Source organism: Variovorax sp. TLI9-5A, from assembly GCF_056867935.1.
Genome location: NZ_CP200310.1, coordinates 6778438 through 6792388 on the forward strand (window position 1 = coordinate 6778438; position 13951 = coordinate 6792388).

The following is a 13951-nucleotide window of genomic DNA, read 5'->3' on the forward strand; positions in this document are numbered from 1 at the left end:
CGCGGAACCGGCTTTGCCGGGCCGCGGGTGTTGCCCCCTGCAAGGGGGTTGGCGAAGCGACACGAAGTGCGCGAAGCCTGGGGGCTTACTTGATATCCACGCCGTAGAAGGTGTGGCGACCGAACGGGCTCAGCTTGAAGTCGACGACTTCCTTGCGCACCGGCTTCAGCTGCACCGCGTGCGCGATGGTGAACCACGGCGCCTGCTCCTTGAAGATCAGCTGGGCCTTCTTGTAGAGCGCGTCGCGGTCGGACTGCTTGGTGGCGCTCTTGGCCTTCACCACGAGGTCTTCATACGGCTGGTAGCAGAACTTCGAGATGTTGCTGCCGCTGGCCGACTTCGCCGAGGCGCAGCCCAGCAGCGTGTAGAGGAAGTTGTCCGGGTCGCCGTTGTCGCCGGTCCAGCCCAGCATGCCCATCTGGTGCTCGCCGGCCTGCAGGCGCTTGCGGTACTCGCCCCACTCGAAGCTCTTGATCTCGGCCTTGACGTTGATCTTGGCGAGATCGGCCTGCATCAGCTCCGCGATGCGCTTGGCATTCGGGTTGTAGGGGCGCTGCACCGGCATGGCCCACAGGTCGGTCGAGAAGCCGTCGGGGAAGCCGGCCTGCGCCAGCAGCTTCTTGGCGGCTTCGGGATCGTACGGGTCGTCCTTCACCGCGTCGTTGTAGGACCACATGGTCGGCGGAATCGGGTTCTTCGCGGCCACGCCGGTGGAGAGGTACACGCCGTCGATGATGGCCTTCTTGTTGATCGCCATGTTGATGGCCTTGCGCACGCGCACGTCGTCGAAGGGCTTCTTCGTGGTGTTGTACGAGAGGTAGCCGACGTTCAGGCCGGGCTGCTCCAGAAGCTGCACGTTCGGGTCCTTGCGGATCGCGTCGAGGTCGGCCGGGTTCGGGTACGGCATGACGTGGCATTCGCCCTTCTGCAGCTTGGCCCAGCGCACCGAGGCATCGGGCGTGATGGCGAACACGAGGTCGTCGATCTTCGCCTTGCCGCCCCAGTACTGCGGGAAGGCCTTGAAGCGGATGATCGCGTCCTTCTGGTACTGCACGAGGTAGAAGGGGCCGGTGCCGATCGGGTCCTGGTCGACCTTCTCGGGCGTGCCCGCCTTCAGCATGGCGATGGCATATTCCTTCGACTGGATGCCCGCGTACTGCATCGCCAGGTTCGCGAGGAACGGCGCCTCGGGCTGGTTCAGCACGATCTTCACTGTGTAGTCGTCGATGCGGTCCACCGTCTTCAGCAGCTTGGGCATGCCCATGTCGTTGAAGTAGGAGTGGTTCTGGCTCGTCACCTTGAAGAAGGGATCGCTCTCCTTCCACTGCCGCTCCAGCATGAAGATGAAGTCGTCGGCGTTGAAGTCGCGCGTGGGCTTGAAGCTCTTGCTCGTGGTGTGCCACTTCACGCCCTTGCGCAGGTGGAAGGTGTAGACCGTACCGTCGGGCGAGATGTCCCATTTCTCGGCGAGGCCGGGCACGACCTTGGTGCCGCCGCGCTCGAACTCGACGATGGTGTTGTAGACCTGCGTGGTCACGTCGAACGAGGTACCGGTGGTGTTCATCCCCGGATAGAAATTCTCGGGGCTGCCCTCCGAGCAATAAACCAGCGTCTTGGCGGACACCGCGCCGCAGGCCAGGGTAAGGGCTGCGAGCGCTGCAGGTGCCAGGAGCGCCAGGCTTCGTGAGCGGCGCGAAACGGTGGGCTGGGTCTTCATGTGGACTCCTTGATACACGGTTGAAAGAACTGCGAGAACGAAACGGAAACTGAGGGAACGCTAGGGATTCGTCGCCATCGCGATGGAGGCGGCGGGCGGAACGTCGGCGCGCACCAGCGGCGCGCCTTCGAGGAACTTCTCCGAGAAATGGCAGGCCACCTGCCGCTCGTCGAGCACGCGCAGCAGCGGCCGCTCCTCGCGGCAGCGCTGCTCCACGTGCGGGCAGCGCGTGCTGAACACGCAGCCCGAAGGCGGATTCAGCGGCGACGGCAGCTCGCCCTTGAGCACGATGCGCTGGCTGCTGAGCCCCGGCGTGGAAGCCAGGAGCGCCTGCGTGTACGGATGCAGCGGCCGCGAGAAGATGCGCGATTTCGGCCCCTGCTCCACCGCATGGCCGAGGTACATCACGAGCACGTCGTGCGCGATGTGCCGCACCACGCCGAGGTCGTGCGAGATGAAGAGATACGCCAGGCCCAGCTCGGCCTGCAGGTCGGCCAGCAGGTTCAGCACCTGCGCCTGTATCGACACGTCGAGCGCCGACACCGGCTCGTCGGCCACCAGCAGGCGCGGGCTCAACATCAGCGCGCGCGCGATGGCGATGCGCTGGCGCTGGCCGCCGGAGAACATGTGCGGATAGCGGTTGGCGTACTCGGGCCGCAGGCCCACGCGCGCGAGCATGTCGCGTGCCTTCGCGGCACGCTCCTGCTTGCTCAGTGTGGTGTTGATAGCCAATGGGTCTTCGAGCACCGTCGCGATCTTCTTGCGCGGATTGAGCGAGCCGTACGGGTTCTGGAACACCAGCTGCACGGCCTGGCGCAGCTCGCGCTTGCGCTCCGGCGGCGGGCTCACCGCGTCCGCGCCGACCAGCGTGAGCTGGCCCGCCGTCGGCTTCTCGATCAGCGCGACCATGCGCGCCAGCGTCGACTTGCCGCAGCCCGACTCGCCGACCACGGCCAGCGTGCGGCCGCGCTCGATGCGAAAGGAGATGTCGCCCACCGCGCGCAGCTGCGAAGGCGCGCGGAACAGCCCGCGGCGGATGTCGTAGGTGCGCTGGAGGTTCTTCGCTTCGACCACTACTTCGCCCGATGCATTTGCCGCTGCCTCGCTCATGCCGTGACCTCCACCGTTCGGTGCTTCGGCGGATCGCTCGCGATGGCTTGCGCGCGACCCGGATCGCCGAGCGGGAAGTGGCAACGCACCTCGGCACCATGCGAATCGCGCAGCGCCGGCCGCACCTGGCAGGCGCGCTCGGTGACGTAGCCGCAGCGCGGCGCGAACAGGCAGCCGGCGGGCCTGTCGTGCACGCCGGGCACCACGCCGCTGATGGTGGCAAGGCGCCCCTCGGGCGCAGCGCGCTCGGGCATCGCAGCAAGCAGCGCCTCGGTGTAGGGATGCTGCGGCTGAGCGAAGAGCCGGTCGACGCGCTGGTGCTCCATCACCTGCCCCGCGTACATCACGGCAATGCGCTGCGCCATTTCGCTGACCACGCCCATGTTGTGCGTGATGAGCACCAGCGCCATGCCGCGCTCTTTCTGCAGGTCGCGCAGCAGGTCGAGGATCTGCGCCTGGATGGTCACGTCGAGCGCGGTGGTGGGCTCGTCGGCGATCAGCAGGCGCGGGTTGCAGGCGATGGCCATCGCGATCATCACGCGCTGGTTCATGCCGCCCGAGAGCTGGTGCGGATAGCTGCCCAGGCGCGACGACGCGGCCGGGATGCCCACCTGCTCCAGCAACTCGGTCGCGCGCTTCTTCGCCTCGCGCTTGTCGAGCTTCAGGTGCAGCCGCAGCGTCTCCATGAGCTGGAAGCCGATGGTGAAGCAGGGGTTGAGGCTGGTGGTCGGCTCCTGGAAGATCATCGCGACTTCCTTGCCGACCAGCGCGCGGCGCGCCTTGTCGGAAATGCCGAGCAGGTCCTTGCCCGCGAAGCGCATGTGCTGTGCGCGCACGCGACCCGGAAAGCCGACGAGGCCCATCAGCGCCATCATCGTGACGCTCTTGCCCGAGCCCGATTCGCCGACGATGCCGAGCACCTCGCCTTCCTCGAGCGTGAGGCTCACGCCGTCTACCGCGTGCAGCACGCCACCCTGCGTGGGGAACTCGACGTGCAGATCCTTGATGTCAAGCAAAGGCATCTTTTCTTCCTTCCTTTGCTTCAGCGCTTGAGCTTCGGATCGAGCGCATCGCGCAGCCCGTCACCCAGAAGATTGAAAGCCAGCACCGCCGCGAGGATCGCCATGCCCGGGAAGGTGACGACCCACCACGCGCGCAGCACGAACTCGCGCGCATCGGCCAGCATGGTTCCCCACTCGGGCGACGGCGGCTGCGCGCCGAGCCCGAGGAAGCCGAGCGCCGCCGCGTCGAGGATGGCGGTGGAGATGCCGAGCGAGGCCTGCACGATCAGCGGCGCGGCGCAGTTGGGCAACACCTCGCGGAACATCAGCCGCAGCGTGCCGGCGCCGCTCACGCGCGCGGCGGTCACGTAGTCGCGCGAAACCTCGGCGATGACGGCGGCGCGCGTGATGCGCACGTAGTGCGGCAGCACCACGATGGCCACGGCGAGCATCGCATTGACGAGCCCCGGCCCGAGGATCGCGACGATCACGATGGCCAGCAGCAGGCTGGGCAGCGTGAGCACGATGTCCATCAGCCGCATGATCGCGATCTCGAGCACGCCGCGGAAGAAGCCCGCGATGAGCCCGAGCACCACGCCCGCGACCACAGAAAGCGCCACCACCGCGACGCCGATCGACAGCGACAACCTGGCGCCATACATGAGCCGCGAAAGAATGTCGCGGCCGATGGCGTCGGTGCCCAGCAGGTAGCTCATGGAGCCACCCTTCTGCCACGCCGGCGGCTGCAGGAAGACGGCGCTGTTGGTTTCGTTCGGTGCGTGCGGCGCGATCCACGGCGCGAACAGCGCGACCAGGAGCAGCAAGACGATGGTGGCGAGCCCGATGACCGCGCCCCGGTTGGCCGAGAAGGCCGTCCAGAATTCGCGCCAGGGGCCGGGGGGTGCGGTGCTCTTGCCCGCACCGTCGGAGACGGTGATTTGCGTGGTTGTCGCCATGGGGAAGCTCAGCGCCTGATGCGCGGGTTGATGACGCCGTACGCCACGTCTACGAGAAGGTTGACCAGCATCACGATGCCGCCGAGCAGCAGCATGCCGCCCTGCAGCACCGGGTAGTCGCGCCGGCCGATGGCCTCGATGAGCCACTTGCCGACGCCGGGCCAGGAGAAGATGGTTTCGGTGAGGATCGCGCCCGTGAACAGCACGCCCACCTGCAGCCCGATGACGGTCACGACCGGAATGAGCGCGTTGCGCAGCGCATGCAGCCCCACCACGCGAAAGCGCGACAGGCCCTTGGCGCGCGCGGTGCGGATGTAGTCCTCGCCCAGCACTTCGAGCATGGCCGAGCGCGTCATGCGCGCGATGACCGCGAGCGGCACGGTGCCGAGCACGATGGCCGGGAGCACGAGGTGATGCAGCGCCGACCAGAAGGCGCCGGTGTCGCCGGCGCGCAGCGCGTCGACGAGCAGGAAGCCTGTGTCGGGCTCCACGTAGTACTGCACCGCGATGCGGCCCGACACGGGCGTCCATCCGAGCTGCACCGAGAAGAACAGAATCAGCAGCAGCCCCCACCAGAAGATCGGCATCGAGTAGCCGGTGAGCGAGGTGGCCATCACGCCGTGGTCGAAGATGGAATTGCGCCGCACCGCCGCGAGGATGCCGGCCGGCAGGCCGAGCAGCAGCGCGAAAAGAATGGCGCACACCGCAAGCTCGACCGTGGCCGGAAAGAGCGAGAGGAACTCGCTCATCACCGTGTCCTGCGTGATGAGCGACTTGCCGAGATCGCCGTGCAGCACCCGGGCGATGTAGATGCCGTATTGCACGATCACCGGCTTGTCGAAGCCGTAGGCGGTGCGCAGTTCGGCATGGCGCGCGGGGTCGATTCCGCGCTCGCCGGCCATGGTTTCAATGGGGTCACCCGGCACGAGCCGGATGAGGAAGAAGGCGAGCAGTGTCATGCCGAAGAAGGTCGGCACCAACAGACTCAAACGGGTAAAGACAAACCTGAGCATCGACCCGCGAATATGCAAGATCGATGCCTCGGCCCCACCCGGGCCGAACCCTTACTTCAGCGCCTACTTCTTGGCGTCGCGCAGTTCGCGGCGAAGGATCTTGCCGACCGGCGTCTTCGGCATGTCGGTACGAAACTCTACGATGCGCGGCTGCTTGTAACCCGTAAGGTTTGCTCTGCAGTATTCGCGCACCTGCGCCTCCGTGAGCGAAGGGTCTTTCTTGACGATCACGAGCTTCACGGCCTCGCCGGTCTTGTCGTCGGGCACCCCGACCGCCGCGCATTCGAGCACGCCCGGAATCAGTGCAACCACGTCCTCGATCTCGTTCGGGTACACGTTGAAGCCCGACACCAGGATCATGTCCTTCTTGCGGTCGACCACCTTGAAGTAGCCGCGCTCGTCGACCACGCCGATGTCGCCGCTCTTGAAGTAACCGTCTGCCGTCATGACCTTCGCGGTCTCGTCGGGACGCTGCCAGTAGCCGGCCATCACCTGCGGGCCCTTGATGGCGATCTCGCCGCGCTCGCCGACGGGCACTTCGTTGCCGTCGTCGTCGAGCAGCTTGAGCCAGGTGCTTGGCAGCGGCAGGCCGATGGTGCCGGTGTAGGCCGTGCTGTTGGTCGGGTTGCAGGTGGCCGAGGGCGAGGTCTCGGACAGGCCGTAGCCCTCGCAGATCGGGCAGCCGGTCTTCTCGAGCCAGAGCTTCGCCACCGCGGCCTGCACCGCCATGCCGCCGCCGACCGAGACCTTCAGGTTCTTCCAGTTGACAGTGTTGAAGTCGGGGTGGTTCGCCAGCCCGTTGAAGAGCGTGTTGACGGCCGGGAAGCTGTGGATGGTGTGCTTCGACAGCTCCTTCAGCACGCCGGGAATGTCGCGCGGATTCGGGATCAGGATCAGCTTGCCGCCCGTGCGCATGCTCAGCATCATGCCGACCGTGAACGCGAAGATGTGATACAGCGGCAGCGCGCACACGCCGGTGGGCTGCTCGTTGGCCGGCACCTTGTTCATGACCGGCTCGTTCCACGCTTCGGACTGCAGCACGTTGGCGATCACGTTGCGATGCAGGAGCACCGCGCCCTTCGACACGCCGGTGGTGCCGCCGGTGTACTGCAGCACCGCCACGTCGTCGGGGCCGATGGCCACGGGCTTGAGCGCAACGCCCGCGCCCTTGTCGAGCGCGTCGTTGAAACGCACCGTGCCCGGCAGGCTGAAGGTGGGCACCATCTTCTTGACGTTGCGCACCACGTAGTTGACGAGCGCCCCCTTGAAAAAACCGAGGCGGTCGCCCATGGAGGCCAGCACGATGTGCTTGACCGGCGTGCTCGCGATGCATTGCTGCAGCGTGGTGCCGAAGTTCTCCATGATGACGATGGCCTTCGCGCCGGAGTCCTTGAGCTGGTGCTCCAGCTCGCGCGGCGTGTACAGCGGATTGACGTTGACCAGGATGAGGCCCGCGCGCAGGATGCCCGCGACCGCGATCGGGTACTGCGGGCAGTTGGGCATCATCACCGCGACGCGATCGCCCTTGGCGAGGCCCAGGCTCTGCAGGTAGCCCGCGAAGGACTTGCTCTGCCTGTCGGTCTCGCCGTAGCTGATGTCCTTGCCCATGAAGCTGTAGGCCGTGCGGTCGGCGTACTTGGTGAAGCTTTCCTCCATGAGCGCGACCAGCGAGGGGTACTGCGAGGCATCGACATCGGCAGGCACACCCTGCGGATAGCTGCTGAGCCAGGGACGATCGGTCATTGGATTTGTCTCCTCCGGGATTCGGACTGTTGAAAACGAAAACGGCGCACGAATCGGCGCCGCGAAGAACTCGTCCGCTGCGCGGACGGGGACCTTCAGCCTATTCGATGGCCTTGCCCATATCTTCCACTACTTTTTTAGCATCGCCAAAGACCATCATGGTCTTGTCCATGTAGAACAGCTCGTTGTCCAGGCCGGCGTAGCCCGCGGCCATGGAGCGCTTGTTGACGATGACGGTCTTGGCCTTGTAGGCCTCCAGGATCGGCATGCCGTAGATCGGGCTGCCCTTGGTGTGCGCGGCGGGGTTCACCACGTCGTTGGCGCCCAGGATGATCGCCACGTCGGCCTGGCCGAACTCGCCGTTGATGTCCTCCATCTCGAACACCTGGTCGTAGGGCACCTCGGCCTCGGCCAGCAGCACGTTCATGTGGCCGGGCATGCGGCCGGCCACCGGGTGGATGGCGTACTTGACGGTGATGCCCTTGTCGGTGAGCTTCTGCGCGAGCTCCTTCACCGCGTGCTGGGCGCGCGCCACCGCGAGGCCGTAGCCCGGCACGATCACCACCGTCTCGGCGTTGCCGAGCACGAAGGCCGCGTCGTCCGCGCTGCCGCTCTTGACCGGGCGCTGCTCCTTCGCGCCGCCGCCGGCCGTGACCGCCTCGCCGCCGAAGCCGCCCAGGATCACGTTGAAGAACGAGCGGTTCATGGCCTTGCACATGATGTAGCTCAGGATCGCACCCGAGGAGCCCACCAGCGAGCCGGCCACGATCAGCATCGCGTTGTTCAGGCTGAAGCCGATGCCCGCGGCCGCCCAGCCCGAGTAGCTGTTGAGCATCGACACCACCACCGGCATATCGGCCCCGCCGATCGGGATGATGATGAGCACGCCCATCACGAAGGCCAGCGCCAGCATCGCGAAGAAGGCCGGCCAGCTCTCGGTGAAGACGAACACCAGGCCCAGCCCGATCATGGCCAGGCCGAGCACAAGGTTCAGCATGTGCTGGCCCGCGAACTGCACCGGCGCGCCCTGGAACAGGCGGAACTTGTAGGTGCCCGAGAGCTTGCCGAAGGCGATGACCGAGCCGCTGAAGGTGATGGCACCGATGGCCGCACCCAGGAACAGCTCGAGCCGGTTGCCGGTGGGGATGGGCGCGCCCTTGGCGATGCCTTCGAGCATGGCCGCGGGTTCGACCACGGCCGCGATCGCGATGAACACCGCGGCCAGGCCGATCATGCTGTGGAAGAAGGCCACCAGTTCGGGCATCTTGGTCATCTCGACCGTCTTGGCACGGTAGGCGCCGTAGCCCCCGCCGACCACCAGCCCCAGCAGCACCCAGGCTAGGCCCATGAGGTGTCCACCGGCCATGTTGTAGATCAGCGCACCGGTGGTGACCACCGCAATGGCCATGCCGGCCATGCCGAAGATGTTGCCGCGGATCGAGGTGGTGGGATGGCTCAGGCCCTTCAAGGCCTGGATGAAGCAGACGCTGGCGATCAGGTACAGCAGCGTGACGACGTTCATGCTCATTGGGCTGCTCCTGCGTCAGCCTTCGGTGCGGCCTTCTTTTCCTTCTTCTTGAACATCTCGAGCATGCGCCGCGTGACGAGGAAGCCGCCGAAGATGTTCACCGCCGCAAGCGCCACGGCGAGCACGCCCATGGTCTTGCCCAGCGCGGTTTCGGTGAGCGCGGCCGCCAGCATGGCGCCCACGATCACGATCGCCGAGATGGCGTTGGTCACGGCCATCAGCGGCGTGTGCAGCGCGGGCGTGACAGTCCACACCACGTGGTAGCCCACGTAGATGGCCAGCACGAAGATGATCAGGTTGATGACGGTATGGGAAACGGGATCCATGGGTTCTTCTCCTCGCGTGTTCGCTTACTTCTTCGTGACCTGGCCGTCCTGCGTGACGCGGCAGGCGGCGACGATGTCGTCCTCGAGGTCGATCTTCAGCGCGCCTTCCTTGGTGACGATGAGCTTGAGGAAGTCGAGCACGTTGCGTGCATAAAGCGCCGAGGCGTCGGCCGCCACCAGCGCGGCGAGGTTGGTCTCGCCCACGATGGTCACGCCGTGCTTCACGACCGTCCTGTCGGCCTCCGACAGCGGGCAGTTGCCGCCCACCCCTTCGGGTCCCTTGCCGGCCGCGATGTCGACGATGACGGAGCCGGGCTTCATGGACTTGACCATGTCCTCGGTGATGAGGGTGGGCGCCGCGCGCCCCGGAATGAGCGCGGTGCTGATGACCACGTCGGCCAGCGCCACGCGCTTGGCGACTTCGGCCTGCTGGCGCGTGAGCCAGCTCGCGGGCATGGGCCGGGCATAGCCGCCGACGCCTTCGGCCGCGTCTTTCTCTTCCTGGGTCTCGTAGGGCACGTCGATGAACTTGCCGCCCAGCGACTCGATCTGCTCCTTGACGCTGGGGCGCACGTCGGACGCCTCGATGACCGCGCCCAGGCGCTTGGCGGTGGCGATGGCCTGCAGGCCCGCGACGCCCACGCCCAGGATGACGACGCGCGCGGCCTTCACGGTGCCGGCTGCGGTCATGAGCATGGGGAAGAAGCGCTGGTACTTGTCCGCCGCGATCATCACGGCCTTGTAGCCGGCGATGTTGGCCTGCGAGCTGAGCACGTCCATGCTCTGGGCGCGGGTGGTGCGGGGGGCTGCCTCGAGCGCGAAGCCGGTGACGCCAGCGGCGGCCAGGCGCTGCAGGCCGGCCGCGTCGAAGGGGTTGAGCATGCCGATGACGACGGCGCCGGATTTGAGCAGCGCGGTTTCCGCATCGGTGGGCGTGCGCACCTTGAGGACCATGTCGGCGGAGAAGGCGCCCGCCTGGTCGGTGATCTCGGCCCCCGCGGTCTGGTAGGCGCCATCGGTGACGCTGGCGGCCACGCCCGCCCCCGCCTGCACCCGTACGGTGTGCCCTGAGGCAACCAGTTTCTTCACCGTCTCAGGTGTAACAGCCACGCGGGTTTCGCCTGCCAGTGTCTCGGCGGGCACGCCTATCAGCATAGAGATCTCCTCAGAGCAAGGGGCACAGGGGGAATGCCGGCAGCTTACAGCAAGATTACAGCCGATCGCTGTTGCCGGAGTGCTCTGTCGTTTTCATCCCAAAGCGTTGAGGAGCTTATGGATACTATAACTTCAGCTATTCAATTGATAGCGAATTCGGGTATTCGATAGAGACCGGCAGGAAAGAATCGAATACCTTCGCCCGACATGCCGGGCGGCTTTCTCCGCCAAGGACATCGGCGACAGCCGGCGAAGACTCGCCCGAGCGAAATCCCCATTTGTATCCAACTGCATTCAACTTCGTTAACAAGCCCTCAGAAATCGATGAATTGCGTGCATTAGTTGCAATTCCAAAAACTTTACCTTAGTCGCAGATAGATACACTTCTCCTCAATCAATCGCCAGTTCACGGAAGCTGACGAAGGGAGGAAAAAGGGGGCTGGAATGCGAATCGCGGTACTCGACGACGGTGTTGATCAATTCAAGCAGATCAACCGGACCATGACGGCACTCGAACACGAGTGCCATCCTTACTCGGAAGGAAAGGCGCTGCTGCAGGCCATGCGCCGCCAGACCTTCGACCTGCTGATACTCGGCTGGAATCTGCCTGACATGAAGGGGCCCGAGGTGGTAGCGACCATCCGCCGGGACTTCAACAGCCGCCTCCCCATTCTTTTCGTCTCCGACAAGCCCGGCGAGGCCGACATGGTCGAGGGCCTCAACGCCGGCGCCGACGACTTCATGGCCAGGCCCGCCCGCGCCGGCGAGCTCGAAGCCCGCGTCAACGCGCTGCTGCGCCGCTCCTACCCGGCCCACCACGAGACCGAACTCATCTTCGGCCCCTATCACTTCTATCCGCCGTCGCGCGTGCTCAAGGTGCGCGGCGTACAGGTCGAACTGAAGAATCGTGAATACGAACTCGCGCTCTTCCTGTTCCAGAACCTCGGCCGGCTGCTTTCGCGCGAGCATCTGCACGAGGCAGTCTGGGGCCTCGGCATCGAGGCGCTGTCGCGCTCGCTCGACACCCATATCTCACGCCTGCGGACCAAGCTCGACCTGCGTCCGGCCAACGGCTTCCTCCTGCTGGCCATCTACGGCCTGGGCTACCGGCTCGAAACCATCGAGGCCGACGCGCTCCCCGGAGTGATCGGCGCGCGCTGAACCCGGAATTCCGGGCGAGCTACAGTAGTCTCTCCAACGGCTGGCGCCCTGCGCGCGCCGCACCAAGGAACGAGACGAATGAATCCGATGATCCGGCTGCTGCTCGCCACCGCATTGCTCTGGAGTTGGCTGGGCCCGGCCGCCGCCGCGGAGGAGGTCGAAGCCAGCGACATGGTTCGCGGCGGCATGATGGCGATCCAGATGATCGACCAGGGCCGCGCTGGCGAACTCTGGGACGGCGCCACTCCCGCCACCCGCAAGCGCTTGACTCGCGCCGACTTCACCAGCCAGGTCAGCCGAAGTCGGGCACCCATCGGTGCTCCCCAGATGCGCACCTGGGTCGCGGTCAACCGCCAGGTCGTCGCCGATGCCGACGCCGACACCGCCGGCCAGTACATCAGCGTCGAGTACGAAACCCGCTTCTCGAACAAGCCCGGCGGCACCGTGCGCGAACTCGTCAGCTTCCATCTGGACCAGGACCGCGTCTGGCGCTTCAGCGGCTATGTACTGAAATAAGAGACCCAAAAGATGACAACTCCGCGCTGGAAGCCCAATGTCACCGTCGCTGCGGTGATCGAGCGCGACGGGCGCTTCCTGCTGGTCGAGGAGCAGACTCCTGACGGCCTCCGCCTCAACACGCCGGCTGGCCATCTCGACCCGGGCGAGTCACCTGCCGAAGGCTGCGCGCGAGAGACTCTGGAAGAAACCGCCCATCATTTCACGCCAACTGCGCTCATCGGTATTTATATGGCCCGCTCGCGTCCACTCGCGGAGCGCGGCGAAGACACCACCTACATGCGCTTCGCCTTCACTGGCATGCTGGGCAAGTTCGAGGAAGGCCGCCCGCTCGACGAAGGCATCGTGCGCACCGTCTGGATGACGGTCGACGAGATCCGCGCGAGCGTGGCGCGGCACCGCAGCCCGCTGCTGCTCCAGTGCGTGGAAGACCACTTGGCCGGCAAGCGGCACCCGCTCGACGTGGTTTACGTCGACGACTCGGTGCGATCAGCGCCTTGAATTGAAAAGCTTCGTCAGACGATGACGCCGCCGCCCAGACAGCGCTCGCCGTCATAGAGCACCGCCGACTGCCCCGGCGTCACCGCCCATTGCGCGTCGCCGAAGCGCAGCCCGAAGACCGCGGGATTCGCCCCACCCTCCACCGCATCCATCTCGCAGGCCGCATCGGCCTGCCGATAACGTGCCTTCGAGCCATAGGCGCCCGGCACCGGCGCCTCACCGGCGATCCAGCTCGCGTCGTCCGCCTTCAGCTCCGACGACAGCAGCCACGGATGGTCATGCCCCTGCACCACCCACAGCGTGTTCTTCTCGACATCCTTGCGCGCCACGAACCACGGCGAATGGTCGCCGGAACCGCGCTGTGCGCCCTTTTCCTTCACGCCGCCGATGCCCAGCCCCTGCCGCTGTCCGAGCGTGTAGAAGCTCAGCCCCTGGTGCTCGCCCAGCTTGCGGCCGCGGTCGTCCTTGATCGGGCCCGGTTCCTTGGAGATGTAACGGTTCAGGAACTCACGGAACGGCCGCTCGCCGATGAAGCAGATGCCGGTCGAATCCTTCTTCTTGGCGTTGGGCAGGCCGATTTCCTCGGCGATGCGGCGCACCTCGGTCTTGTGCAGCTCGCCCACGGGGAACAGCGTCTTCGACAGCTGCGCCTGGTTCAGGCGGTGCAGAAAGTAGCTCTGGTCCTTCGACGGATCGAGTCCTTTGAGCAGTTCGTGCCTGCCGGTGGCCTCGTTCAGCCGCACCCGGGCGTAGTGCCCGGTGGCGATCTTCTCGGCGCCCAGCCGCATGGCGTGGTCGAGGAAGGCCTTGAACTTGATCTCGGCGTTGCACAGCACGTCGGGGTTGGGCGTGCGGCCGGCCTTGTATTCGCGCAGGAACTCGGCGAAGACGCGGTCCTTGTAGTCGGCCGCGAAGTTGACGTGCTCGATCTCGATGCCCAGCACGTCGGCCACGCTGGCGGCGTCCACGAAGTCGATGTTGGACGAGCAATATTCGCTGTCGTCGTCGTCTTCCCAGTTCTTCATGAAGATGCCGACCACCTCGTGCCCCTGCTGCTTGAGCAGGTGCGCCGTCACCGCGGAGTCCACTCCGCCGCTGAGTCCCACAACGATCCGATGCTTTGCCATAAGCCCCCTATTGTCCCAGCCCCGCGCAAGGGGCCTGCGGCGTGTGGGAAATCGGGAAAACCCGTGTCGCCGGTTTGTCAGCCCGAAGGCCATCGAC

13 protein-coding genes are annotated in these 13951 nt (G+C 65.8%); 3 read left to right on the forward strand and 10 right to left on the reverse strand.

What is annotated here, in order from left to right:
• Window positions 1-85 precede the first annotated feature (85 nt).
• From AC1VNX_RS32205 to AC1VNX_RS32245, 9 genes are all read right to left on the reverse strand, one after another.
• Window positions 86-1717: an ABC transporter substrate-binding protein gene (locus tag AC1VNX_RS32205; RefSeq protein ID WP_483161575.1), complete on the reverse strand. Its 1632-nt coding sequence runs from the start codon at window positions 1715-1717 to the stop codon at window positions 86-88.
• A 60-nt stretch (window positions 1718-1777) separates the two neighbouring features.
• Window positions 1778-2827, reverse strand: coding sequence for a dipeptide ABC transporter ATP-binding protein (locus AC1VNX_RS32210; RefSeq protein WP_483161576.1), 1050 nt, complete (start codon window positions 2825-2827; stop codon window positions 1778-1780).
• A complete protein-coding gene (locus tag AC1VNX_RS32215) occupies window positions 2824-3849 on the reverse strand; it encodes an ABC transporter ATP-binding protein (protein WP_483161578.1) in 1026 nt (341 codons plus the stop codon). Before AC1VNX_RS32215 ends, AC1VNX_RS32210 begins: the two co-directional genes overlap by 4 nt.
• Before the next feature lie 20 nt (window positions 3850-3869).
• Window positions 3870-4784, reverse strand: a complete 915-nt coding sequence (locus tag AC1VNX_RS32220) for an ABC transporter permease subunit (protein ID WP_483161579.1) — start codon at window positions 4782-4784, stop codon at window positions 3870-3872.
• An 8-nt stretch (window positions 4785-4792) separates the two neighbouring features.
• On the reverse strand, window positions 4793-5797 hold the full coding sequence (locus AC1VNX_RS32225) for an ABC transporter permease subunit (RefSeq protein WP_483161580.1): 1005 nt from the start codon (window positions 5795-5797) through the stop codon (window positions 4793-4795).
• Window positions 5798-5860: 63 nt separating this feature from the next.
• Window positions 5861-7540, reverse strand: coding sequence for a long-chain-fatty-acid--CoA ligase (locus AC1VNX_RS32230; RefSeq protein ID WP_483161581.1), 1680 nt, complete (start codon window positions 7538-7540; stop codon window positions 5861-5863).
• 100 nt (window positions 7541-7640) lie between these two features.
• On the reverse strand, window positions 7641-9068 hold the full coding sequence (locus AC1VNX_RS32235; protein ID WP_483161582.1) for an NAD(P)(+) transhydrogenase (Re/Si-specific) subunit beta: 1428 nt from the start codon (window positions 9066-9068) through the stop codon (window positions 7641-7643).
• The gene (locus tag AC1VNX_RS32240) at window positions 9065-9394 is read right to left on the reverse strand and encodes an NAD(P) transhydrogenase subunit alpha part 2 (protein WP_483161583.1); all 330 of its coding nucleotides are present in this window, start codon (window positions 9392-9394) and stop codon (window positions 9065-9067) included. The genes AC1VNX_RS32235 and AC1VNX_RS32240 overlap by 4 nt, the downstream gene beginning before the upstream one ends.
• 24 nt (window positions 9395-9418) lie before the next feature.
• Complete coding sequence (locus tag AC1VNX_RS32245; protein ID WP_483161584.1) at window positions 9419-10549, reverse strand: Re/Si-specific NAD(P)(+) transhydrogenase subunit alpha; 1131 nt, start codon at window positions 10547-10549, stop codon at window positions 9419-9421.
• Window positions 10550-10993: 444 nt separating this feature from the next.
• Here AC1VNX_RS32245 and AC1VNX_RS32250 point away from each other — a divergent pair, with 444 nt between their 5' ends.
• From AC1VNX_RS32250 to AC1VNX_RS32260, 3 genes are all read left to right on the forward strand, one after another.
• Window positions 10994-11710: a response regulator transcription factor gene (locus AC1VNX_RS32250; RefSeq protein ID WP_483161585.1), complete on the forward strand. Its 717-nt coding sequence runs from the start codon at window positions 10994-10996 to the stop codon at window positions 11708-11710.
• A gap of 78 nt (window positions 11711-11788) precedes the next feature.
• Window positions 11789-12226, forward strand: a complete 438-nt coding sequence (locus tag AC1VNX_RS32255; protein WP_483161586.1) for a DUF4019 domain-containing protein — start codon at window positions 11789-11791, stop codon at window positions 12224-12226.
• 12 nt (window positions 12227-12238) lie between these two features.
• On the forward strand, window positions 12239-12727 hold the full coding sequence (locus tag AC1VNX_RS32260) for an NUDIX hydrolase (protein ID WP_483161587.1): 489 nt from the start codon (window positions 12239-12241) through the stop codon (window positions 12725-12727).
• Window positions 12728-12741: 14 nt separating this feature from the next.
• Here AC1VNX_RS32260 and mnmA read toward each other — a convergent pair whose 3' ends face one another.
• Entirely contained in the window at window positions 12742-13854 is a 1113-nt protein-coding gene (gene mnmA / locus AC1VNX_RS32265; RefSeq protein ID WP_483161588.1) for a tRNA 2-thiouridine(34) synthase MnmA, read from the reverse strand.
• Window positions 13855-13951: the final 97 nt, after the last annotated feature.

Bases quoted from the DNA above. Each gene is read 5' to 3' on its own strand.
- AC1VNX_RS32205 (WP_483161575.1), bottom strand. From the start codon at position 1,717: ATGAAGACCCAGCCCACCGTTTCGCGCCGCTCACGAAGCCTGGCGCTC.
- AC1VNX_RS32210 (WP_483161576.1), bottom strand. From the start codon at position 2,827: ATGAGCGAGGCAGCGGCAAATGCATCGGGCGAAGTAGTGGTCGAAGCG.
- AC1VNX_RS32215 (WP_483161578.1), bottom strand. From the start codon at position 3,849: ATGCCTTTGCTTGACATCAAGGATCTGCACGTCGAGTTCCCCACGCAG.
- AC1VNX_RS32220 (WP_483161579.1), bottom strand. From the start codon at position 4,784: ATGGCGACAACCACGCAAATCACCGTCTCCGACGGTGCGGGCAAGAGC.
- AC1VNX_RS32225 (WP_483161580.1), bottom strand. From the start codon at position 5,797: ATGCTCAGGTTTGTCTTTACCCGTTTGAGTCTGTTGGTGCCGACCTTC.
- AC1VNX_RS32230 (WP_483161581.1), bottom strand. From the start codon at position 7,540: ATGACCGATCGTCCCTGGCTCAGCAGCTATCCGCAGGGTGTGCCTGCC.
- AC1VNX_RS32235 (WP_483161582.1), bottom strand. From the start codon at position 9,068: ATGAGCATGAACGTCGTCACGCTGCTGTACCTGATCGCCAGCGTCTGC.
- AC1VNX_RS32240 (WP_483161583.1), bottom strand. From the start codon at position 9,394: ATGGATCCCGTTTCCCATACCGTCATCAACCTGATCATCTTCGTGCTG.
- AC1VNX_RS32245 (WP_483161584.1), bottom strand. From the start codon at position 10,549: ATGCTGATAGGCGTGCCCGCCGAGACACTGGCAGGCGAAACCCGCGTG.
- AC1VNX_RS32250 (WP_483161585.1), top strand. From the start codon at position 10,994: ATGCGAATCGCGGTACTCGACGACGGTGTTGATCAATTCAAGCAGATC.
- AC1VNX_RS32255 (WP_483161586.1), top strand. From the start codon at position 11,789: ATGAATCCGATGATCCGGCTGCTGCTCGCCACCGCATTGCTCTGGAGT.
- AC1VNX_RS32260 (WP_483161587.1), top strand. From the start codon at position 12,239: ATGACAACTCCGCGCTGGAAGCCCAATGTCACCGTCGCTGCGGTGATC.
- mnmA (WP_483161588.1), bottom strand. From the start codon at position 13,854: ATGGCAAAGCATCGGATCGTTGTGGGACTCAGCGGCGGAGTGGACTCC.